Consider the following 24,020-nt stretch of genomic DNA (forward strand, 5'->3'; position numbering starts at 1 on the left):
GGAGATTCATGATGATCGGATACGTTACTCTGGGCGTCAGCGATATGGAGAAAGCCAAGCAGTTCTACAGCGACCTGCTGGCCGACATGGGCGCAAAAGTACTCATGGATATGGGCCGAATAGCGTTTATTGGCAAGGACATGAGCTCGCCCTTGTTAGCGGTGTGCACACCGTTCAACGGTGAACCGAACCACCCGGGCAACGGCAACATGTTGGCGTTGCAGCCGGGCTCTAAAGAAGCCGTAGACAGCTACTACAAGAAAGCCATCGAGCTGGGTGCCACCTGTGACGGTGAGCCTGGGCAGCGCATCCCGGACCAGTTCTACGGTGCCTATGTGCGCGACCCAGACGGCAACAAACTGGCGTTTTTCCAGTTCGGCTGATCAACAAAAAAGCCCTTCAGTGATAACGGCAGGGCTTTTTTTCAGGGCGATACCCGAAACAAGCGGCCTCAATAAGCGCCGCGAATCAGATCAATTCCCGGCTTTAACACCTCTTTCCAGGCTTGCCGCAGTTCCGGGCTGTACTCCGGATCGTGCATGCGCACGGTTTTCAGCAACGCCTCTTCCCACAAGTCGTACCATTCCGGCTGAATATCGTAGTTATGGCGGTTGTGGCTTTCGCCCAAATCCCGGAGTTTTCGATCAGACATACCTCGCGCCACCAGAATAATTTGCATCACCCCGTGGCGAAGCAGATGGCGTTGGGCCGACATATCAGTATCTGCAAAACGCTTGCGAATAGCATCAGAGCTCGCCATGAAAAAGTCGTAGAAATCGACAAAAAACTCTTCGTTTTGACAACAACGACCATAGCTCTGGAAAACAAGATCCGTGTTATTCATCTGCAGTGTCTGCCTTGGGGATAAATGAAGAAAACGCGAAAAGCTGACGAATTGTAAGCAAGCGATCTAGACTTGCAATAGTCAGATAGCGAAACATCGGCTTTATTTCAAAGAGTTACAAAACATAACAAAGTTCAGAACGGCTCAGGAAACCACCAGCCCGGCAGCAACCGATTAACTGACGGCTTCAGAAATCGGTCGTCTATGAGCCAGATCACCCCTTGGTCTTCCGGTGTTCGAATCACCCGGCCCGCCGCTTGCGCGACTTTCTGTAAGCCGGGTATGAGGTAGGTGTATTCGTAGCCGTTACCAAACCGCTGCTGTAGCCGGGTTTTCAGGATTTCGTGCCAGGCATCGAAGGGCGGCAGGCCCAAGGTGGCGACGAAGGCGCCGATCAACTGATCCCCGGGCAGATCGATGCCTTCACTGAATACCCCACCTAATACCGCGAACGCTACACTGCCATTGGGCTGCTGAAACTCCGACAGAAACTCGCGCCGCTGCTCCGGGGTCATTCCGGGCTGCTGGCTGCGTTGGGGGATATCCGGCGCTTGGGCCGCCAACGTTTCACTGGCTTCCTGGGCGTATTTGAAGCTACTGAAGAACGCCAGATAATGGCCCGGGTGTTGCCGGAACTGGCTGGCAATCACCTCCGCTATGGGTTGCAGCGACGCTTCCCGGTGTATCTGTCGGGTACTGATGCCGGGGGTGAAGTTCACCTGCAACTGATCGGCACTGAACGGGCTGGGCAGCGAGGTAAAGCGGGCGGCTTCCGTCATACCTAGCAGGTCCCGGTAATAAACGCCAGGGCTTAGGGTAGCGGAGAACAGCAACACCGAGTTGGCAGCGGTAAAACGGTCTCTGAGAAAATCTGCGGGAATCAGGTTCTGCAACGTTAAGCTGGCCCGGCCGCGACCGGTACGCTGGAATTCACACAACGAGTGATCCCCAAAACTGTCCGCCAGCTTCATAAAAGCCACGCTTTCAAACATCACTTCTTGCAACGGTAAGTCTGGTGGGTTGTCGGCCAGGTAATCGGTAATGGTAGACACCAATGCCTGCAAGGCTCCCAATAATTGTGTGGGTAGCGTAGCCAAAAACACCGGCTGGCTTTGCTCACCGTGATCACGAATCAGGCTCTGCCATGCTCGGGCGGTTCGGTCCAAAGCCGACTTCAGCGGTTTCGGCGCGGTTTTCTTAACCTTCAACAAACGCTGCTGATCCAGACGCACCGAATACATACCACGGCCTCGATCCACCAGATTGTGGGCTTCGTCCACCAGCACACTGGCACGCCAGTTGTTTTGGCGGATCAAACCATGGAGCAGGGCGGATTGGTCGAACATCCGGTTCACATCACCAATCACCAGATCGCTCCAGCGGGCCATTTCCTGAGCCAGGAAATACGGGCAAATGTCGTGACCTGCAGCGATTTTCTGCAAAATATCTTGAGTTAGCGGGCTTTTGCTTTGAACAGCTTCAGCCCGCGCATCCGGCAGGCGGTCGAAAAAGCCTTTCGCTAATGGGCAGGAATCGCCGTGGCAGGCTTTGTCCGGGTGTTCACAAGCGTCGTCTTTCGACACCAATTCCAGAGTCCGCAGCGGCCAGGGCTGCAAAGGGTCTTGGCCCGAACGCAACTTATCCACAGCGTCCAGCGCTAACTGCCGAGCGGTGTTTCGGCAAGTGAGGTAGAACAACCGATCCTGATCAGCCGCCGGCATCGCCATTAAGGCCGGGAACAGGGTTCCCAACGTTTTACCCAGTCCGGTGGGCGCTTCCAGTAATAGAGCTTCGCCTTTGACCGCATTCTTATACACCGTTTCCGCCAGTTGCCGCTGGCGTGGGCGGAAGTCCGGGAACGGGAAGGCCATCCCGGCGAGAAGGGCATTGCGCTGTTCCCGGTGATGTTCTTCCTGCTCGGCCCAGGCTTTATAGATCGAACACAGGGCTTCCAGTTCCTGCCACAGCTCGTCGGCACTGGCGGTTTCCACCTGTGTGGTTTCTTTACTCTTGCCGATGTCGAAATAGACCAGCGCCAACTCCAGTTTTTTGCGCTTTTCCTGCCGGCATAATAATGCGCCGTAGACGCGTAATTGCGCCCGGTGCAGCGCCCGTTGATGCTCGCGTACGCGCGATACATCGCCCCGGTGAGTTTTGATTTCTTCCAGCCGGCCGTTGTGCGGGTTATAACCGTCTGCTCTACCGGATAACACCAGCCCCATGCACTCACCAGTCAGTGAGTACTCGCTTTTGTAGCCATAACCGCGGTTGTCCTGAATGGCCTGGTGGCCCGCGATGCCTTCTTCCGCGCTGGGGGCCGGGGTGTATCGAAAGTCCAGATCACCGTGGCGAGCGGCAAACTCACACAGGGTACGCACGGCCACTTTCATAAACGGCCCTCAGCTTCCTGCCAACGCACGTAACATACGCTGGCGGGTATGCCTTGCTGGTCAAAAAACGCGAGCCACCGGCGCTGGTGATCCTGCAGTCGATCACCGGGGCCTTTCACTTCGATCATTTCGTAACGGGGTTCCGGTGCTTCCGCCTTGGGGATAAACCGGATCAAATCCGGGAAGCCGCTGCGGTGCTCCTTCACGTTGGCCAGCAAGCGGTCAAACAGCACCCTGAGATGCTCCGCGGGTATGCAATTCATGGCCAATGTCAGCAAGTCTTCTGTGATCACCGGCCAGGCGACAAACGGGTTCGCAATACCCTGTTTTGCTTTGTAGGTTTCAAAGATTCGCTGTCGATAGGCCCCGGTTTCCAGCCAGGCAAAACACTGGTCGAAATCCGCTTGCCGGCGGGCAACAAAATCTTCCCGGGTCAGATCTGCCGGGCCGATGTGGAACGGGTGGAAGAAGGCGCCCGCGATGGGTTTGAAAATCACCGGCCAGCACAATAGGCCGAACAGGGCATTGATCAGCGTGTTTTCCACATAAAACACCGGTGCTTCGTCGGTGCTGAGATGCGCCAAGGCCGCCTGTTCGACCGAGCCGGTGTCGGGTTTCGGCAGGGTAACGGTGAATTCCCGAATCAACGGTTTGGGCGGCGCCTGAGGTTTCGGTTCGCCCACTTTCGGTGCCAGCCGTTTCAGAAGGCGCTCCAGCCCCTGGGCTTCGGCATCGCTCAGCTCACCGTTCTGCCACTGACTGGCAATATCCCACGCCTCCTCAAACCGCTTCAAACGCTCCAGCAATCGTAACTGCTTGAGCCTGGCTTCCCGGTGCCCACTGGCGGCCCAAGCCTGCAAGGCTAATTCCGAATTACCCTGCCGCTCGGCCTGTCGGCCCAGTTCCAACAACAGCCGGTTCCGGCGGCTGGTGAGCCACGAGTTATCCACAGGGTCGGGAATAGCCGCCCAAACCTCGTCAGCCGCCTCGCCGGCATCCAAGCGCTCCCGGCACTGATGCATTTGCAGGTAACTGTCTACTTCGGCCCGATGCTGAAAGGCCCGGGATTCGGGGGTAAAAGGCACGGTTTCAAATTGCTGCACGCCCAGCTCCACCAGCACGAAGTCGGTCCAGCTTTGGCGCAGGTTGCCGAAGAACATCAGCCGAATACGATCGAACAAAGCCATACCCTGTACTTGCACCACCGGCGGCACAGATTGCTCGAACCATCGATCAACCGGTTTCGGTTCAGACTCCGCGTCGGCAAGCGCCTCTCGTAACCGGGCTTTGGGCAGGTTTTTGGGCAAACCGTTGTGCGCCAGCCAGTCCGCATACTTCAGCCGCAGTTCCGCCAGCGTAAACAACCGGAACACATCGTCCAGGCCAAGCAACGGGGCAGGCTCCAGCCATTGCTGTGCGATCAGCTCGGCCACGGCTTCGGTTTCCGGCTGAGGCAATTCCGGGTAGTTCAACTTATCCACACGAAACAATTCACCGGTGCGCATAACCATTCGGGTTAATAAAGCTCGCGCCGCTACCGGCAGCTGGCGAAAACTTTCCAGCCGGGCGCGCTCGCCTTCGGTCAGCAGGTCGCCGTGGTGTTCGGCCACCCAATCAACCAAGGTGTTCATGTTTTCCAGGTAATACAGCGGGTTCTCGAGATCCGCTGTTTTTGGATACGACCGCACTTGTCGCATGAAAGGACTATCCTGCCTGACGAAACCAACTCGGGTTTGGGGTAACCTGTCACCCAGACTCATTTTCCGGAATCAAGATAACACTGGTATGCCTGACACCAACAGTATTGAACCCGGCTTTCACGCCATTCACGCCAACCATCTAGAAGACCTGCGCCGGGCGGTGGTGTACATCTGCCGGCAAAACTCGCTGCCGCCGCTGGAGAGCGAAACCTTTCTGGTACAGAGTAACGGCATCGCCCAGTGGCTGAAGCTGGCACTGGCGGAAAAACGCACCAACGACGGTATGGAAGGCGGGCTGGGCATTGCTGCCGGCATGGATTTTCTGTTCCCGGCTCGTTTTATCTGGCAGGCCTATCGGGCGGTGTTACCGGCCGGCGAAGTGCCCGAACAATCTCCCTTCGATAAAAGCCGGTTGGTCTGGCGATTATATCGGCTGTTACCGGAACTGGTCGGGCAGGACGATGCTTTCACGCCGCTGGCCCGCTTTCTGGACGGCAGCGATACCGACCTGCGGAATTTCCAATTGGCAGAGAAAGTAGCGGACCTGTTCGACCAATATCAGGTCTTCCGCGCTGACTGGCTGGCCGCCTGGGAGCAGGGCAGGGATGTTCTGATCACGCCCCGGGGCAAAGAAAAACCGCTGGCACCGGAAACCCTGTGGCAGCCCTTGTTATGGCGCAAGCTGGTCGAAGATGTGGGCGAAGCCGCTGGCACTAGCCGCTCGCACATTCACACCCGGTTTATGGAGCAAGGCCAGCGCATCAGCGCGCCAGCCGACCCCAGCCGGTTACCCAAACGCATTGTGGTGTTTGGCGTGTCTTCCTTACCCCGGCAAGCTCTGGAAGCCTTGTACGTGCTCAGCCGCTTCAGCCAGGTGGTGCTGTGTGTGCATAACCCCAGTCAGTTCTACTGGGCCGACATCATCAGCGACCGGGAATTGCTCCGAGCCAACCGCAAGCGCGGTCTGGCGCACCCGGTGCTGTCGCAGATTGATGATAAAGATCAGCTACACCAGCACGCCAACCCGCTACTGGCCGCTTGGGGTAAACAAGGCCGAGACTACATCCGCTTGCTGGACGAATTCGATAACCCGGACGAGTACCGCAGCAGTTTCCAGACGCCGGACCAGAAGATCGATATCTTTTCCGAGCACGGTAACGGCGAAACGCCCAGCCTGTTGAACCAGCTGCAGAATGACATCTACAACCTGACACCGCTGCAGGAAATCCGTGAGCAGGCGCGAGAGCTGGACCTGCTTCGGGATTATTCCATCGCCTTCCACGAAGCGCACAGTCCCCAGCGCGAGGTGGAAATACTGCACGACCAATTGCTGGCGGCATTCAATGCCGACCCGTACCTTCGGCCCCGCGATGTCATCGTCATGGTGCCAGACATCAACGTGTACGCCCCGCATATTCAGGCGGTGTTCGGCCGTTACCAGCCCGGCCGCAAACGTCACATTCCGTTCACCATTTCCGACCAGGGCCAGCGCCACCACGAACCGGTGCTGATTGCTTTGGAAACCCTGATGTCGCTGCCCCGCAGCCGATTCGGCGTAAGCGAGATCATCAGCCTGCTGGAAGTCCCCGGCATCCGGGACCGCTTCGGTATCACCGAAGACGATATTCCGCTGGCCCGACAATGGGTGGAAGGTGCCAACATACGCTGGGGCCTGCACGGTCAACACCGGGAAAGTCTGGATTTACCGGCAGAACTGGACCGCAACACCTGGCAATCGGGCTTGAGATCCATGCTGCTGGGCTACGGTATGGGCGAAGACGAACCTTGGGCAGGCGTAGAGCCTTACGCCGAGATCGCCGGCTTACAAGCGGACCTTGCCGGCCGGCTAAGCAACTTCGTGCATCAACTGGAAACCTTATGGCAGGCGCTGCAAACCCAACGCACTCCCGAGCAGTGGGAAACGCTGTTCTCGGGCATGTTGGAGCAGTTTTTCCACAAGGTGGAAGGCAGTGACCTGTTGCTGCTGAACCGCTTCCGGCGGCATCTGGAGCAATGGCTGGAAAATGCACTGGCCGCAGGGCTGAACGATCAACCGCTGCCGTTGAACATTGTTAAAGACGTGCTGTTGTCCGGCTTGGACGAAGGCGGTCTGAACCAGCGCTTCCTGGCCGGCAAGGTCAACTTCGCCACACTCATGCCCATGCGCGCGATACCCTTCCGCAAGGTGTGCCTGCTGGGCATGAACGACGGCGACTACCCACGCTCGCGGCCACCGGTGGATTTCGATTTGATGGCGCAGGATTACCGCCCGGGCGACCGCTCCCGCCGGGAAGACGACCGCTATCTGTTTCTTGAAGCCATGCTTTCCGCCCGCGAACAGCTGTACATCAGTTGGGTAGGGCGCAGCATCAAGGACGACTCCGAGCGGCCACCTTCGGTATTGGTGGCCCAACTTCAGGACCATCTCGACAGCCTGTGGACAGTGGCGGGGCAGCCGGCTAAAAAAGTGACGAAAGCGCTTACCACCCAACACCCGTTGCAGCCGTTCAGCCGCGATTATTTCCCCAAAGCCAATGGGTTAGAAAACAACCCGGAAGAAGTCGCCAAGCCACTGACGGAGGTACTGCAGAGCCGAAACCTGTTCACCTACGAGCGGGAATGGCGCAGCGCCCATGGTGTGGCAACCGGCGAACAGGCACATACCCCGTTGCCGTACCAGGCCCCGGAAGAGCCTATCAGCCTGAACGATCTGGCCGGTTTTCTGAAAAAACCCATTGAAACCTACTACCAGCGCCGCCTGCAAGTGCGCTTCGAAGAGGTGGAAGACGAAGACACCGACAACGAAAACTTTGACCTGAACGGGCTGGACCGCTGGCGCCTCGATAACGAACTGATTCAGCAAAGCCTGCTCAAAGCCGGCACCGAAGAGGAACTGCACGAACGACTGGAAACCACGCTGGACCGCATGGCCCGGCGCGGCGATCTGGGTATGGGGGTCACCGAACATCGTCTGCGCAGCGAGTTATCCGGCCGCTTGCCCAATCTGTTCGGGCGCTACCAAAGCGCCTTGGCAGAATGGCCGGAAGCGGTGCCCGAACCCTTGGCCTTCAACTACGCGTATGAAAATACCACCGGTGCCCTGGAAGTCGCCGACCTGATTGACGGCCTGCGCCGCAACGCCAACGGCGACCTGTGCCGGCTGGTAGTGGCCAGTTCCAGTTTGCTGAGCGGTTCCGGTTACAGCAAAAAAGTGCGCTACGCCAACCTGATGCGAGACTGGCTGATTCATCTGGCCGGGCAGCTCAGCGGCCACCCCTTTACCACCCTGATTCTGGGCAAGGAAGAAGACCGCAAGTTCACCTTCGCGCCCATGGCCATCGCCACGGCAAAACAACACGTTGACACCGTGCTGCAACGTTGGATGGAGGCCACTACCCGGGCCTTGCCGATTCATTGCGATGCCGGCTTTGCCTGGATCACCAGCTATTACGGCGGCAAGAAGCACGTGGGCAATCACGAACGCGCCATTGATGAAGCGCAAACCGCCTACAACACGTCCCTGGAACGAGACACCGGCTATCTGCGCGGTGCTTTTGAAACTCCGGAAGCCCTGATGGCCAGTGGCGAATTTGAAGCGCTCCTGCACGACTTGTATGTGCCCCTGTGGGAAGCAGAGCAGGATAAGTCCGCGGCGGAACAGATTGAGAAGATGGCATGACAGAACACGCAAGCAACCGAAACCCGAATCTCGACCCGTTAACACTGCCTCTGAACGGCAGCGCGCTGATCGAAGCCAGTGCCGGAACCGGCAAAACCTTCACCATCGCCATACTGTATGTGCGTTTGGTGCTGGGCCACGGTCAGAGCGAACAAAGCCCGCTACAGGACCTGTTGCCCCCGAACCTGTTGGTGGTGACCTTTACCGAAGCCGCCACCAAGGAACTTCGGGACCGCATCCGCACCCGGCTCACCCAGGCCGCCGAGGTGTTTTCCGAGCACGCCGCTGACCTAGAGCCTTCGCCGGAAACAGCACTTATCCACAAGCTGCGGGACGACAGCTATCCGGACCCGGCCAGCTGGCCCGATTGCCGTAAAAAACTGCTGCTCGCCGCCGAGTGGATGGACGAAGCTGCGGTGTCCACCATCCACGGCTTCTGCAACCGCATGCTGAGCGAGCACGCCTTCGACAGTGGCAGCTTGTTTAAACTCACACTGGAAACCGACCAAAGTGAATTGCTGGATGAGGTCGCTCGGGACTACTGGCGTACTTTTGTGTACCCACTGCCGCCAGCGCTGATGGATGAAGCCCTGAGTCACTGGAAAACCCCAACGGATCTTCGCGCTGCCGTGCGCAACCTGATTGGCGACCCGGAAAGCCTGGGTACACCGCCTTCGGATGTGCATAACGCCATCGAACAAGTGGTCACCGAAAGAGAAAACCAATCCAACGCACTGAAACGTTACGACTGGGCTAAATGGCAGGGGGAAGTCTCCGACCTGCTGAATGATCTGAACAAGCGCAAGCGTCTGCACGGCGGCAGCAAGAACGCCATGCTGAAAGTCTGGGATACCCTGGTGGCCTGGGCCAACTCCGACGACTTGTTACCGGAAAAACTGGACTCCGCCGCAGGCTTCAGGAATCAGACTCCCGAAGGGCTGGACAACATTCTGAAAGGTGACGACCCGGCCCCGTATCATCCGGCGTTCGACGCGATTGAAGAACTGATCGAATTCGGCCAGAACCAACCCAGCGCGAAATCCGACATCCTGCGCCACGCCAGTCACTGGATTGCCCGGCGGCTGGAAGAGGAAAAACAGAAGCGCTCGGAAATGGGCTTCGACGACCTGCTGACCCGGCTCGACGATGCCCTGCACGGCCCCCGGGGCGAACAACTGGCCGCCACCATTCGCCGCCAGTTTCCGGTGGCATTGATTGATGAATTTCAGGATACGGACCCGGTTCAGTACCGGATTTTCGACCGCATTTACCGGGTTGAAGAGAACCACCCGGATACCTGCCTGCTGATGATCGGGGACCCAAAACAGGCCATCTACGGCTTCCGCGGCGCGGATATCTACACCTATCTGCAAGCCCGTCTGGGGGTGCAAGACCGTACCTACACGTTGGGGACAAACTTCCGCTCGGCCGAAACCATGGTGTCTGCGGTAAACCGGGTGTTCGAATACAGCGACCAACACAGCCGCAACGGTGCCTTCCTGTTTGGTCAGGGCGATACCTCCCCTTTACCGTTTCAGGGTGTTGCGGCCAACGGCACCAAACGGGTGTGGTCGGTGACCGGAGAACCGCAACCCAGCCTGATATTCTGGACCCACGAGTCCGGCGATACCCATAAAGACGACAGCCCCAAAGCCATCACAAAAGGTGCCGCCACCGCCGATATCGCCGACACCTGTGCCAGTGAAATCGCCCGTTTACTCACACTGGGTCAGGGCGGAAAGGCCGGTTTTGTGTCACCGGACAACCCCGACGATCTGGAGCCGGTCAGCCCCCAGGACATAGCGGTACTGGTCAACAACCGTAATGAAGCCGCTGCCGTTCGCGATGCTCTGGGCCGCCGGCGCATCAAAAGTGTGTATCTGTCTGACCGGGGCTCGGTACTGACCTCGCCGGAAGCCAAAGAAGTGCTGTGTTGGCTGAGAGCCTTCGCCGAACCCCGGCAACTGGCGTACATTCGGGCGGCACTGGCAACCCCGACGCTGGGCCAGTCCTGGCAGGCGATGAACCAACTGCTCACCGACGAACTGGCGTTAGAGCATGAAATAGAGCGCTTTATAAGTTATCAACAGCAGTGGCACAGCCAGGGCGTGCTGCCCACGCTGCGCAGCTTCCTGATGGATTTCGAGGTACCGGGGCGCTTGCTGCAACGGCCCAATGGCGAGCGCCGGCTGACCGACATTCTGCACATTGCCGAACTGCTGCAACAAGACAGCCTGCAACTGGATGGCGAACACGCACTGGTGCACCACTTCACCCAGATCCTGCGCGCCGCCGACGAGGAAGACGAACACCGCACCCTGCGCCTGGAAAGCGATGCGGCCCTGGTAAAAGTAATTACGGTGCATAAGTCCAAAGGTCTGGAATACCCCTTGGTGTTCCTGCCGTTTGGTACCGCCTTCCGAGCCCAGAGCGAAAAGCAATCGTTTGTCAGCTACCACGACAGCGACAACAAACTGATCACCGTGTTCGACCCCAGTGCCGACGACGTTGCCAAGGCCGATCAGGAACGCCTGGGCGAAGACATCCGGAAAATCTACGTGGCCCTGACCCGGGCCAGATTCGCCACCTGGGTGGGTGCCGCCGCGCTTGATAACTGGCAGCAAAGCGGGCTGGGGTATCTGATTTCCGGCAGCGGTGCCGAGAGCATTGGTCAGTGCCTGAAGGCGCTGGCCGAGGGCAGGCAGGAGATTTCCGTTACGCCGCTGCCGGAAGCAGACGAGACCCTCTACAGCGAACGGGCCCCGGAAGCCTTGGGGCCGGCACTGGTGTCCACCCGGGAAGCCAAGGAAGACTGGTGGATTGCCAGCTATTCGTCGATCGAATACACCGGTATGGCCGGCACCGGCATTGTGTTCACCGGTGAGGTTGAAGACGCTGAAACCCAGAACCTGCTGGAAGAAAGTGCGCACAATAATGATGGTGAAGAGACCGCATCCGAATCGGTCGCACGCAATCATCACCACTTCCCGAAAGGCGCCGGCCCCGGCACCTTCCTGCACGAACTACTGGAGTGGTGCACCCATCACGGTTTCCAGTGGGTTGTGGACAACCCAGAACAACTGCACGAGCAACTGACCCGGCGCTGCAGCACCCGCGGTTGGAGCGAGTGGGTAGAGCCCCTGCATAACTGGATCTTGGCCCTGATCACCCGGCCTGTCAATCTGCAACGCTCGGGCGAGGCACAGGTGAGTCTGGCCGAGCTAACCAGCCTGCGGCCAGAGTTGGAATTCTGGTTCGAGAGCCGCAACGTGAATGTGCAAACGCTCGACCGATTGGTGAAAGCGCACACCCTCAATGGGGCCGACCGCCCTCAGGCTCAGGCCAACACCTTTAATGGCATGATCAAAGGCTTCATCGATCTGGTGTTCGAACACAACGGTCAGTATTACGTGCTGGACTACAAATCCAATACCTTGGGTGAGGAAGACAGCGCCTACACCGACCAGGCCATGGGAGACGCCATTGTGGATAAACGGTACGACCTGCAATATGTGCTCTACCTGTTGGCCTTGCACCGCCTGTTGAAAGACCGAATCCCCGATTACGACTACGACCAACACATCGGCGGTGCGGTGTATCTGTTCCTGCGTGGCGTGAACTCGGCCGGCGGCGGCGCCTTTACCGACAAACCACCGAAAACACTGATCGAGCAACTGGATGCCTTGTTTGATGGCGACAACGTCTCAGGGGAGGTGGCGGCATGAGCCGTACCCGCAACCATGACCAGCAAATGACCATGGACTTGGGCGATGACACAACCGCCGAGCCGATAAAAGCATCTGTGGATAACTCTCGGCTATTAGCCCATGTGGATAACATTGATGCCTTGTTGGAACACTGGCAGCAAGCGGAATGGATTCGACCGCTGGATCTGGGCTTTGCCCGCCTGCTTCGGGATTTGTCCGACGAGCAGGGTGAAGCGCTGCACCCTCTGGTGTTTCTATTGGCTGCGTTAATTTCCCACCAGGTGGGCCGCGGCCACGTCTGTATTGATCTGGCCACGCTTCTCGCGGATGCCGATGCCACTTTGTCACTGCCGCCGGAGGAACCTGCAGCCGAGCGAACGCCGCCTGTGGATAACGTGAACCCGGCCGTGCCGCCGGAATGGCACCACCTGAAACCGGCGGACCTGCTGGCCCGAATCACGCTGTCCGATTGCCTGTCTGCCTTATCCGAATCTTTTGCTGTCAGTGATGGCAGCCGGATCTCGCCGCTGATTCTGACCGATGGCCGGCTTTATCTGCGTCGGCTGTGGCGTTACGAGCAGCGCATTGCAGAAGGAATCTTGCAACGGTTGGCGTTGCCATCTCCGGTGGCGGACCCCGATTCGCCATCGGCTCGCACCCTGTCGCAGGCATTAAACACGTTGTTCAAACCCAGCGAAGACATCGATTATCAAAAACTGGCGTGTGCCTTGGCAGCCCTCAGCCGCTTCTCGGTGATCACAGGCGGCCCGGGTACCGGTAAAACCACCACCGTAGTGAAGCTGCTGGCGGCACTGCAGGCAATCGCAGGTGAATCCCCGGAGCGGGCAGGGCGTAAGTACCGCATTCGCCTTGCAGCACCAACCGGTAAAGCCGCCGCACGCCTGAACGAATCCATTGCCGGCGCGGTGAGCAAATTACCCTTAACGGAATTGCCCGGCGGCATCCAGCAGGATGATATCCCCACCAAAGTAACAACCTTGCACCGCCTGTTGGGCAGCCGGCCGAACTCCCGAAAGTTTCGCCACCACCAGGACAACCCGCTAATGGTGGATATTCTGGTGATCGATGAAGCGTCCATGGTGGATGTTGATCTCATGGCTTCGGTATTCGATGCTTTGCCCGCTCAGACCCAGCTGATTCTGTTGGGAGACAAAGACCAACTTGCCTCGGTGGACGCAGGCGCTGTGCTGGGCGAGTTGTGCCAGCGTGCTTACGAAGGCCATTACACCTCTGAAACTTCAGACTGGCTGGCCTCGATTGCCGGTACTCCCGTGCCGGAGTCGTTGATCGACACGAACGGCCACGCTCTGGACCAAGCGGTAGCAATGCTGCGCAAGAGTTACCGTTTCGAGGAAGGCAGCGGCATTCGTGCGTTATCCGAGGCGGTTAACAACAGTGCTGTGGATAACTCGGTGCGCCAGAAGATGCGCGACGCCAAATTCGACGACGTGATCTGGCTGAATGGCTACAAGCCAAGGCCGGACCTCGACACGACCCTGCAACAAATCTGTCAGCACGCGGTCACCGGTACACCGGAAGCGTTCCGCCATCAAGGGCAGGGCAGGGTTGTGGATAAAACAGAGTTGGCGGCCCCGGTCGGTTATCATCATTACCTAACGATGATGAATGACCACCAACTCACCGCCGACAGCTCTCGCGCCGATTGGGACGCTCTGGCATCACAGGTGCTGAACGCCTTCAACGATTTCCAAATTCTGTGCGCGCTGCGCCGAGGGCCCTGGGGTGTGGAAGGTTTGAATGAACGGGTGGAAGAGCATTTGCGTGCGAACCATCTGATCAAGGAACAACACCCGTGGTACCACGGCCGGCCGGTACTGATCACCGGTAACGACTACAATCTCGGCCTGATGAACGGTGACATCGGCATTACCTTCCGGGTGACGTGGGATAGAGATGCCAACGGCACGCCCATAGAAAGCCGGTTAGTGGCGTTCCCGAGCGGCGATGGTACGCAAGGGATCCGCTGGATTGCTCCCAGCCGATTGCAGCAGTTGGAAACGGTGTACGCCATGACTGTGCATAAGTCTCAGGGTTCGGAGTTTATCCACACCTGTCTGGTGTTACCGGACCGGCTCAGCCCGGTGATGACCAAAGAACTGGTGTATACCGGGATCACCCGAGCCCGGCACTGGTTCAGTCTGATCACCGGCGATGCTCAGGTGCTCAGTGAAGCAGTGAATCAGCGGGTGGTTCGCGCGTCAGGGTTGGCGCTTCGGCTTGTGGATAACGGGGCTCCGAGACGCCGGTAAGCAGGAACCCCGGCCAAAACACGCTCCTTCGGCACATCCATGTGGCGCTTGAGCTCCGCCATCCATGGCTCCGCACAGTTTTGGCCGGGGTTCCTGCTCACTGGCTTGTCTGGGCGTTATCGTCAGTTCGGTGTTGCTGCTCCCAAAGATTAGCGTAGTAGCCCCCCTGCGCTAACAACTCGTTATGGCTGCCGCTCTCGACAATTTGGCCGCTATCCATCACGAGAATGGTGTTGGCGTCCCGCACCGTTGAAAGCCTATGAGCAATCACCAGGGTTGTGCGTTGCTGGCTGACTTCTTTCAAGGCACTCAAGATGGCCTGCTCAGACAGCGAATCCAGTGACGACGTGGCTTCATCCAGAATCAGGATGGGCGGGTTTTTCAAAATGACCCGGGCGATGGCCACTCGCTGTTTTTCCCCACCGGACAGCTTCAGACCCCGCTCGCCCACCTTGGTGTTATAGCCTTCCGGCAAGCTGTGGATAAAGTTATCCAGATGGGCCATGCGCGCAGCCCGGTGCACTTCTTCTTCGGTTGCGTCCGGTCGGACATAGGCCAGGTTCCGGTACAGAGTATCGTTGAACAACACCGTGTCCTGGGGCACCACGCCAATGGCGGACCGCAGGCTGTCCTGCGTTACCTTGCGGATATCCTGACCATCGATGCTGATGCGGCCTTTATCCACATCGTAAAAGCGGAATAACAAACGGGCGAGGGTAGACTTCCCTGCGCCACTGGCGCCCACCACGGCCACGGTATGGCCAGCGGGAATGGAGAAGTTTACATCCTGAAGGATAGGGCGGTCCGGCCGGTAGGCAAAGTGAATCTGCTCAAACCGCACTTCCGAGTTATCCACAACCAGATCCGTGGCATCGGGTGCATCCTGGATCGCAGGTTTATCCCCAAGCAGTTTGAATAAGCGCTCAACATTCACCAGCGCCTGGCGAATTTCCCGATACACGAATCCGAGAGCATTCAGAGGTATAAACAGTTGCAACAGATAGGCGTTTACCATGGTGAAATCGCCCAGGGTAATCTCGCCGCTGGCCACTTCCCGCACCGCCATGGTCATGATGACAATCAGTGCGACACCGATGATTAACGCTTGCCCGGTATTCAGCGCCGCTAACGACAACCGGTTTTTCAGGCGCGCTTGCTCCCAGTTATCCAGGTCGTGGTCGTAAAGCTCAGCCTCATAGCGTTCATTGTTGAAGTATTTGACCGTCTCGTAGTTCAGCAAGCTGTCGATGGCCCGTGAGTTGGATTCGTTGTCCCGGGCGTTGGCTTCGCGCACAAAGCGGGTGCGCCATTCGGTAATCTTGATGGAATACACCACGTACACCACCACGGCGATCACTATGGCGAATACATAGCTGACGTTAAACACCACTAAGAGGATGCCCGCCACCATCAGGATTTCCAGCAAGGTGGGGACAATGTTGAATAGGGTGAAACGGAGCAAAAAACTGATGCCGTTGGTGCCGCGCTCAATGTCCCGCGCCAGCCCGCCGGTTCTGCGATCGAGGTGAAACCCCAGCTCGCGCTGGTGCAGGTGTTCGAACACCCGCAACGATACCCGCCGCATGGCTCGTTCGGCCACCCGTGCGAACACCGCATCGCGTAATTCGCTGAACAACGTACTGCTGAAACGCAGGCCCCCGTATGCGAAGACCAAAAGCACCGGTATCCACAGCAGCATATCTGCCGTTTGGGTCTGGTCCAGATAATCCACAATGTATTTCAGCGCCACCGGCGTGGCGACCGTGGCCAGTTTGGCCAATATCAACAGACACAGGGCAAGTACCACCCGGCCCTTATACTCGGCCAGATAAGGCCAGAGCCCGGCGATGAGCTTCCAATCGGGTTTGTGGTCGGCAGGGTAATCGTTATCGGCGTAAGCGCGCACAGGACATCCTTAGTTCAAAGCGAAACCGGCCATCAGGCTGTGGATAAAGTTATTCAGTATCCGCCAGAGTGTACTGCAGAACGTAAATACATGCCTGCCGCCTCGATGGTCAGTTTGTGTACTAGCCACGTACTTCCTACACTGAAGTTAGACATTCATCACTCTGAAGCAGGGGGATACACACGTGAGTAACCAGGAACTGCAAAAACTCAAAGAGCGGTACGTGGCCGCAGGAGCCGCTAGCCCCAATGAACAGTTTGCCGATCATGCGTTGAACGCCGAATTGTGGGACGCCGATGGCAAACGGATGATTGATTTCGCCGGGGGCATCGGGGTTCTCAACATCGGTCACCGTCATCCGAAAGTGGTGGATGCAGTTAAAGCACAACTCGACAAACTGATGCACACCTGCCAGACCGTTATGCCCTATGAGGGCTATGTGAAGGTCGCTCAAAAGCTCAGCGACGTCACTCCGGTTCGCGGCCACGCTAAGGTGATGCTGGCCAACTCCGGGGCTGAGGCCTTGGAGAACGCGGTAAAGATTGCCCGGGCCGCCACAGGCAAGCCCAACGTCATCTGTTTCGACGGCGGGTATCACGGCCGCACCTTCTTCACCATGGCCATGAACGGCAAAGCTGCTCCCTACCAAACCTCATTCGGCCCTATGCCCGGTCTGGTCTATCGGGCGCCGTATCCTGTGCCTTATCACGGTGTATCCGAGGAAGACGCTCTACGTGGCCTGATGATGACGGTCAAAACCGATTCACCGGCGCAGGATACGGCTGCGATTGTTCTGGAACCGGTGTTAGGGGAGGGCGGTTTCTACGCGGCCCCGGCAAGCTTTCTGAAAGCCTTGCGGCAATTCTGCGACGACAACGACATTCTGTTGATTGTCGATGAAGTCCAAAGTGGCTTTGGCCGCACCGGTAAACTGTTTGCCATTGAGCACAGCGGTGTTGAGCCGGACATCATGACCATGGCCAAATCCATGGCGGATGGTATGCCGATTTCCGCGGTGGTTGGCACCGATAAAGTGATGGATGCCTCCGGGCCCAACTCGTTGGGCGGCACTTACACCGGCAGTCCTACGGCGTGTGCAGCGGCGCTGGCGGTGTTCGATGTCATTGAGGAAGAAGACATTCTGGGTAAAAGCCAGCGCTTGGGCGAAACCTTAAGGCAGCGGTTCGAGCAATGGCAAAGCCGGTTTGCCCACGTCGATAATGTTCGAAACCTCGGGCCTATGGCAGCCTTTGAACTGGTCGAAAGCAAAGATTCCCGTAAGCCGCTGCCAGAGCTGGCCGCATCAATAACCAAGAAAGCCAAAGAGAAAGGACTGATTTTGCTTAGCTGCGGTATGTTTGGTAACACCTTGCGCTTTTTAATGCCTGTTACCATCGAAGACGATGTGCTGGAAGAAGGCCTGAATATCGTCGAGGAATGTCTTAAAGATACCGGTGCCTGAGGCACATAAGGCGCTTCATCCGGCCGGGCACTGACCCGGCCTTTTTGTTTTTGATCCCAAATGGGTGACCCGAAGGGGCGGTTACCCTGGACTTTCAATTCATCGTATACTGCCAAAGCCCTATTCGGCTTACGCACTTTTTACCCTTTTTTGATCTATCAGGCGGTAACCATGACCTCCCAGAATTCCCGGACCATCCCCGAGCATCAACCACGCCCGTGGATTGATCTTCTGGTCAGTATTGTCATTCCTTCAGTGATTCTTATGAAGCTCAGTGGCGATGAACACCTGGGCAGCGTCAATGCACTGATCATTGGTTTGGCATTTCCTCTTGGCTGGGGTTTGTTTGAACTGATCCGCTATCGCAAAAAGAACTTCATCGCGCTTTTGGGTCTGATCAGTGTCGCCTTAACCGGCGGTATCGGTCTGCTGGAACTGGATGCCGGTTGGCTGGCCATCAAAGAAGCGGCCGTTCCTGCGGTGATTGGTTTGGCGGTACTGATCTCGACCCGAACCAAGTACCCATTGGTGAGAACACTGCTGTATAACCCGAACGTTCTGGATGTGGATAAAATTCACCAATCCCTCGAAGAACGGGGCTGTGTGGATGAATTCGAAAACCGTTTGTTGAAGGCCAGCTACTTTTTCGCCGGGACCTTTTTATTCTCATCCATCATGAACTACGTGCTGGCCAAATGGATTGTGGTGAGCCTGGCCGGAACCCAAGCCTTTAACGAAGAACTGGGGCGTATGACGTTGGTCAGCTACCCGATGATCGCCATTCCATCCATGGTGATGATGATGCTGATTTTCTGGTACCTCTGGCGCACTATTCGCCGCCTCACCGGGCACACTCTGGAAGACGTTATGGCTCCGCACTTGATTGAAAAAGAAAAGGAAAAAGAGCGGAAGAGGGCACAGTCCCCGAAATAACACCGTTCGGTTTTCCCGGGCAATAAAAAACGCTGGCTCCTCTCGGACGCCAGCGTTTTTTTTGTACCGGATGGTCTGAGGAATCAGATATCCAGGTTGGTTACTTCCAATGCATTGGTCTGGATGAAGTCACGGCGAGGTTCAACGTCGTCCCCCATCAGGGTCGTGAAGATCTGATCTGCCGCAATGGCATCCTCGATCGTAACCTTCATCATCCGGCGGCTTTCCGGATCCATGGTGGTTTCCCAAAGCTGCTCCGGGTTCATCTCACCCAGTCCCTTATAGCGCTGAATGTTCAAGCCGCGCTGGGCTTCCTTCATCAACCACGTCAGAGCGCCGGCGAAAGATAGAACCGGTTGCTTGCGCTCACCGCGCTGGATGTAGGCGCCATCTTCAATCAGGCCTTCAAGGGTTTCGCCCAGATCGGCGATGGCCTTGTACGACGTAGATTCAAAGAAATCGTGACCAAACACGTGCTCGTAAGGAATACCGTGCATGAACACGGTCACCTTCGGCAAGTACAGGTTACGCTCTTCATCGCGGGTCACCGAGAAGGTGTACTTAGTGCCGGTACGGGTATCCAGCTCCAAACCTTCACCCAAACGGCCAACCCAGGCTGCTACAGCGGCTTCGTCCTTCAACTGTTCAAAGGTCAGGGTGTCGTTATACACCATCTGCTCCAGAACCTTGCCCGGGTAAGCACGAGACAAGCGCTCGATCATGTTCATCACGGCCTGGTAGTCCTTGATCATGGTTTCCAGAGCGGAATCCTTGATCGGTGGCGCATCCGGGTTCACGAACAGCTGAGCGCCGTCCAGAGCGGTCTGAGTGAGGTAAGCCACTTTGGCCTTCTCATCCTTCAGGTACTGTTCCTGCTTACCCCGCTTAACCTTGTACAGCGGCGGCATGGCGATGAACACGTGACCACGCTCGATGATTTCGCGCATTTGGCGGAACAAGAAGGTGAGCAGCAGGGTGCGGATGTGAGATCCATCCACGTCGGCGTCCGTCATGATGATGATGGAGTGGTAACGCAGCTTGTCAGGATCAAATTCCTCACGACCAATGCCACAACCCAATGCAGTAATCAGTGTGCCCACTTCCGCGGAGGACAACATCTTGTCGAAGCGAGCCTTCTCCACGTTCAGGATTTTACCCTTCAGAGGAAGAATCGCCTGTGTCTTACGATCACGGCCCTGTTTGGCACTGCCACCCGCAGAATCACCCTCCACTATGAACAGTTCGGAAAGGGCAGGGTCTTTTTCCTGGCAGTCAGCCAACTTGCCAGGCAAACCGGCAATATCTAAAGCGCCTTTGCGACGAGTCATATCCCGGGCTTTTCGGGCAGCTTCACGCGCACGGGCTGCTTCAATCATCTTGTTGACGATCAGCTTGGCTTCGTTCGGGTGTTCTTGCAGATAGTCAGCAAAGCTTTGATACAGCTCCTGCTCTACCGCGGTTTTCACCTCAGATGACACCAACTTGTCTTTGGTCTGGGACGAGAACTTGGGATCAGGCACTTTCACACTGACGATTGCGGTCAGGCCTTCCCGGGCATCATCACCAGAGGTCGCCACTTTTGCTTTCTTGCCCAGACCTTCCTGATCAATGTAGTTATTCAACGACCGGGTGAGGGCAGCTCGGAAGCCGGCCAAGTGGGTACCACCATCGCGCTGTGGAATGTTGTTGGTGAAGCAGTAAAGGTTTTCCTGAAAGGCATCGTTCCACTGCATCGCCACTTCTACGGCAATACCGTCTTCCCGCTCACGATTAAAGTGGAACACTTGGTTAATCGGGGTCTTGTTAGTGTTCAAGTGCTCAACAAAAGCCCGGAGCCCGCCTTCATACTCGAATATCTCTTCACGGCCAGTGCGCTCATCGGTTAACCGGATACGCACGCCACTGTTCAGAAACGCCAGTTCCCGCAGACGCTTGGCCAATACATCGTAGTGGAACTCAATCTGGGTGAAGGTTTCTGGCGATGGAATAAAGTGAACCTTGGTACCCGACGCATCGGTTTCACCCACTTCCCCCAAGGGCGCATTGGGCACACCGTGGGTATAAACCTGCTCGTACACAATGCCGTTACGACGAATGGTCAGCGTCAGCTTGGAGGAGAGGGCGTTTACAACCGAGACACCCACACCATGAAGACCACCTGATACCTTATAGGAGTTGTCATCAAACTTACCGCCTGCGTGCAGGACGGTCATGATCACTTCCGCGGCAGACACGCCTTCTTCTTCATGAATATCCACAGGGATACCACGGCCGTTGTCCTGAACGGTGATGGACTCATCCGGGTGAATCAGCACACCGATTTCAGAGCAGTGACCAGCCAAAGCCTCATCGATGGAGTTATCCACCAATTCAAAGACCATGTGGTGCAGGCCGGTGCCATCATCGGTATCACCGATGTACATGCCCGGGCGCTTTCGCACCGCATCCAGCCCTTTTAGGACTTTGATACTGGAGGAATTGTAATTCGACTCACTCATTAACGAGACTCCTGAAGGTGATACCCGGTAATTGATCCAGCAATGTGGAAAAGATCTGCTGCAACCTTACCCAGTTTTTTCTTCCGTCAATTTTCCATGTTCCACGTGGAACATTCTGTATTCTGGTGCTTGTCCATCCGTCCACAATACGTCCGGTTCCGGGTGTTCGATGGACGTAATAAACACCTGGCAACGTAATTCCTGAAGCTTCCGGGCCAACATAATCCGATGACGGACATCCAGCTCGGCATTAATATCATCCAGTAAAAAGGTGACCTGTTTACCCAGATCACTCAAAACTTTGCCTTGGGCAATCTTCATCAGAATGACCAGGGTCTTTTGCTGCCCTCTGGAGAACGTTTCTGCCACAGGTCGCCCGCCCAATTTCAGGCGAATATCGGCACGGTTGGGACCATACAGAGTGTGTCCCATGCGCCGCTCTTGTTCTCTGTGATTCTTCAGTACGTCCACCAACGCCTGACTGCGATCCCAACCGGGGTAAAACTCGAGTTTCAACCCATCGGTCCAGCCGGCATCCAGCTCTTTGAGCACGTCGTCAAAGGCACTTTTAAACCTGTGGAAAACCGCAGCTCTGGTGTCGCTGAGAGATTCAGCAAGCAGGGAAAACTGATTATCCCATACCCTCATCAACGACTCATCGATTCTACCATTTCTGAGCGTTTGATTCCGCTGTGATGTCACTCTCTGACATTGTTGCCACACTGAGGAAAACGAAGGTTCCACGTGGAACACTAGCCAATCCAGAAATTGCCGACGCTTACCGGGGCCACCCGCGACGATATCGAACACGCCCGGATCGATGACGGACACAGGCAACCGTTTCGCCAACGACGACAAGCTACGAACCGCTTCGCCGTTTACCCGCAAAGCGGTTTCTTTCGCGGCGATATCACGAGAGATACCGACACGGTGTTCTACCAGCTCGGTGCTCGCGCCTTGGTCCGGCGCATCTTCGTCTAGCCCTCTGTCCAATGCGCCGAACACCGTGAGCTTGTTTTGGCCATGGGACACCACGGCCTGATGCCGTGAAATTCGAAACGAGCGGCCAAGCCCCAAGTAGCCTATGGCCTCAAGAACGCTGGACTTGCCGCTGCCATTGGCACCATAAAGAAGATTGAACGAAGGGGAGAACCGAACCGGTTCAGGCGCCAGGTTTCTGAACCACTGAGTCTGGAGTTTCACGAGCGCCATAAAGGAAGGAATCTCAATATCAGATGGAAATCTAGGGGCCTTAAAACACAAAAGGCAATGCTGATGCCCAGCATTGCCTTAGTGTACAAGAAGCGATGCGTGTTCGCTCGTTAATGCAGCATGGTCAAGCGATCGTCCATGAACACATCCATTTCTGGCGCCATGATATGAACATAGCGGTCGAAGTACAGGAATTGCTTCAGCAACAGCGCGAATTCGCGAGGGAAGTGTAAGCCATGGTTTTCGCCAACTTTTACCATATCCATCAAAATGTGGTTTACGTCGTCTTCGGCTTGATCCATCAGATAAGCGCTTTCATCCGGCACCATGCGGTCCATCTGTTTGTACAAACGCTGGAGGTCTGCCGCTAAATCCTGCACTTCTACTTCCCGGTGGGTAACACCAATCCGGATCATGGCATCGGCCATGCCTTCGAAGTTGCCGACCATAATCGCCGAAATGAAATCACTCACCGCTTGCCAGGTGTCCGGTTTGATTCGACCGACGATACCGAAATCGATAAAACCAACCCGGCCATCTTTCAACACCATCAGATTACCCGCGTGAACGTCCGCGTGGAAAAACTCACATTGGGTCAAGCTCGAGAACCAGGTGTTCATGGCGGTGATCAACGTGCGTTCGGGATCTTTGGCGTAACTACGAATGCTTTCCAGATCCGTTAACGGCACGCCGTAAAAACGCTCCATCGTTAAAATGCGTCGGCTGCTGCAATGTTCGTACACCCGAGGCACGGTCGCATCTTCGTTACCGGTGCTTTCCAAAAATTCCCGGAACACTTTCAAGTTATTGGCTTCCTTGATGAAATCGCATTCTTCCATCATGGTCTTCTGGATTTCATCCACAATTCCAGACAGGGAAGTCCAGGATAACTTGGGCGCCAGGGTTTCCAGAATACGCGCGGAAAGATACAGGAAGTTCAGATCGGTCAGCAGAATGTTTTCCACACCCGGTTTCTGAACCTTGATCACGACATCTTCACCAGTCACCAGTTTGGCCGCATGCACCTGTGCGATGGATGCCGAAGCCAGAGCAACCGGATCAATTTCCGAATACACTTCGTTAATCGGCCGGCCTAACTCGTTCCGAATGATCTTTTTGATCACACTGAACGGCAGGTTCGGAGTACTGTCGAGGCAAAATTGGAATTCCTCAACATATTCTTTCGGAAAGAATGTGGGGGAGCTGGCAATGAACTGGCCGAGCTTGATATAAGTCGACCCCAGATTTTCGAAGGTTTGGCGCAACAGCTTCGGGGTAGGGGGGCGATCGCCCCGCACCCAGTTAAACCCGGCACGGCCAAGCACGCTCAGGGTTTGACCAATCCTGAACGCACCTTTGATTCCATTCACTACTGGTCCCATTCACTCCTCCCGCAAA

The 24,020-nt window shown here is 56.5% G+C and carries 13 protein-coding genes; 6 read left to right on the forward strand and 7 right to left on the reverse strand.

The genetic code is table 11. From position 1 onward, the window contains the following. The first annotated feature begins 11 nt into the window (after positions 1-11). Complete coding sequence (locus MWU64_RS10515) at positions 12-383, forward strand: VOC family protein (protein ID WP_247064282.1); 372 nt, start codon at positions 12-14, stop codon at positions 381-383. Positions 384-451: 68 nt separating this feature from the next. Here the strand turns inward: MWU64_RS10515 and MWU64_RS10520 are convergent, their stop codons facing one another. From MWU64_RS10520 to MWU64_RS10530, 3 genes are all read right to left on the reverse strand, one after another. After that, the gene (locus MWU64_RS10520; RefSeq protein ID WP_247064162.1) at positions 452-844 is read right to left on the reverse strand and encodes a globin domain-containing protein; all 393 of its coding nucleotides are present in this window, start codon (positions 842-844) and stop codon (positions 452-454) included. 134 nt (positions 845-978) lie between these two features. Next, positions 979-3,234, reverse strand: a complete 2,256-nt coding sequence (locus tag MWU64_RS10525) for an ATP-dependent DNA helicase (protein ID WP_247064164.1) — start codon at positions 3,232-3,234, stop codon at positions 979-981. Beyond that, the gene (locus MWU64_RS10530) at positions 3,231-4,931 is read right to left on the reverse strand and encodes a VRR-NUC domain-containing protein (RefSeq protein WP_247064166.1); all 1,701 of its coding nucleotides are present in this window, start codon (positions 4,929-4,931) and stop codon (positions 3,231-3,233) included. Before MWU64_RS10530 ends, MWU64_RS10525 begins: the two co-directional genes overlap by 4 nt. An 88-nt stretch (positions 4,932-5,019) precedes the next feature. On the opposite strand from MWU64_RS10530, the gene recC reads away from it, so the two are divergent. The 3 genes from recC to recD are packed head-to-tail and all read left to right on the forward strand — an operon-like array spanning position 5,020 to position 14,611. Then, the gene (recC, locus tag MWU64_RS10535; RefSeq protein WP_247064168.1) at positions 5,020-8,613 is read left to right on the forward strand and encodes an exodeoxyribonuclease V subunit gamma; all 3,594 of its coding nucleotides are present in this window, start codon (positions 5,020-5,022) and stop codon (positions 8,611-8,613) included. Then, positions 8,610-12,338 carry an exodeoxyribonuclease V subunit beta gene (recB, locus tag MWU64_RS10540; RefSeq protein ID WP_247064170.1) on the forward strand — a complete coding sequence of 1,243 codons (3,729 nt, stop codon included), beginning with the start codon at positions 8,610-8,612 and terminating at the stop codon, positions 12,336-12,338. The genes recC and recB overlap by 4 nt, the downstream gene beginning before the upstream one ends. Beyond that, on the forward strand, positions 12,335-14,611 hold the full coding sequence (gene recD / locus MWU64_RS10545) for an exodeoxyribonuclease V subunit alpha (protein ID WP_247064172.1): 2,277 nt from the start codon (positions 12,335-12,337) through the stop codon (positions 14,609-14,611). The genes recB and recD overlap by 4 nt, the downstream gene beginning before the upstream one ends. A gap of 97 nt (positions 14,612-14,708) precedes the next feature. Here the strand turns inward: recD and MWU64_RS10550 are convergent, their stop codons facing one another. Beyond that, positions 14,709-16,517: an ABC transporter ATP-binding protein/permease gene (locus tag MWU64_RS10550; protein ID WP_247064174.1), complete on the reverse strand. Its 1,809-nt coding sequence runs from the start codon at positions 16,515-16,517 to the stop codon at positions 14,709-14,711. Positions 16,518-16,701: 184 nt separating this feature from the next. Here MWU64_RS10550 and gabT point away from each other — a divergent pair, with 184 nt between their 5' ends. Together gabT and MWU64_RS10560 are read left to right on the forward strand one after the other, a co-directional pair. After that, positions 16,702-17,979 (forward strand): 4-aminobutyrate--2-oxoglutarate transaminase, encoded by a 1,278-nt coding sequence (gene gabT / locus MWU64_RS10555; protein WP_247064176.1) that lies wholly within the window; start codon positions 16,702-16,704, stop codon positions 17,977-17,979. Positions 17,980-18,150: 171 nt separating this feature from the next. Further along, positions 18,151-18,912 (forward strand): VC0807 family protein, encoded by a 762-nt coding sequence (locus tag MWU64_RS10560; RefSeq protein WP_247064178.1) that lies wholly within the window; start codon positions 18,151-18,153, stop codon positions 18,910-18,912. Between the two features lie 83 nt (positions 18,913-18,995). On the opposite strand, the gene gyrB is transcribed toward MWU64_RS10560, so the two are convergent. From gyrB to MWU64_RS10575, 3 genes are all read right to left on the reverse strand, one after another. Then, the gene (gene gyrB / locus MWU64_RS10565) at positions 18,996-21,410 is read right to left on the reverse strand and encodes a DNA topoisomerase (ATP-hydrolyzing) subunit B (protein ID WP_247064180.1); all 2,415 of its coding nucleotides are present in this window, start codon (positions 21,408-21,410) and stop codon (positions 18,996-18,998) included. Positions 21,411-21,476: 66 nt separating this feature from the next. Continuing rightward, positions 21,477-22,622 carry a DNA replication/repair protein RecF gene (gene recF, locus MWU64_RS10570; protein ID WP_247064182.1) on the reverse strand — a complete coding sequence of 382 codons (1,146 nt, stop codon included), beginning with the start codon at positions 22,620-22,622 and terminating at the stop codon, positions 21,477-21,479. 110 nt (positions 22,623-22,732) lie between these two features. Continuing rightward, positions 22,733-24,004, reverse strand: coding sequence for an AarF/ABC1/UbiB kinase family protein (locus tag MWU64_RS10575; protein ID WP_247064185.1), 1,272 nt, complete (start codon positions 24,002-24,004; stop codon positions 22,733-22,735). Positions 24,005-24,020 lie beyond the last annotated feature (16 nt).

The sequence above is a fragment of the Marinobacter sp. S0848L genome (assembly GCF_023016065.1).
GTDB lineage: Bacteria > Pseudomonadota > Gammaproteobacteria > Pseudomonadales > Oleiphilaceae > Marinobacter.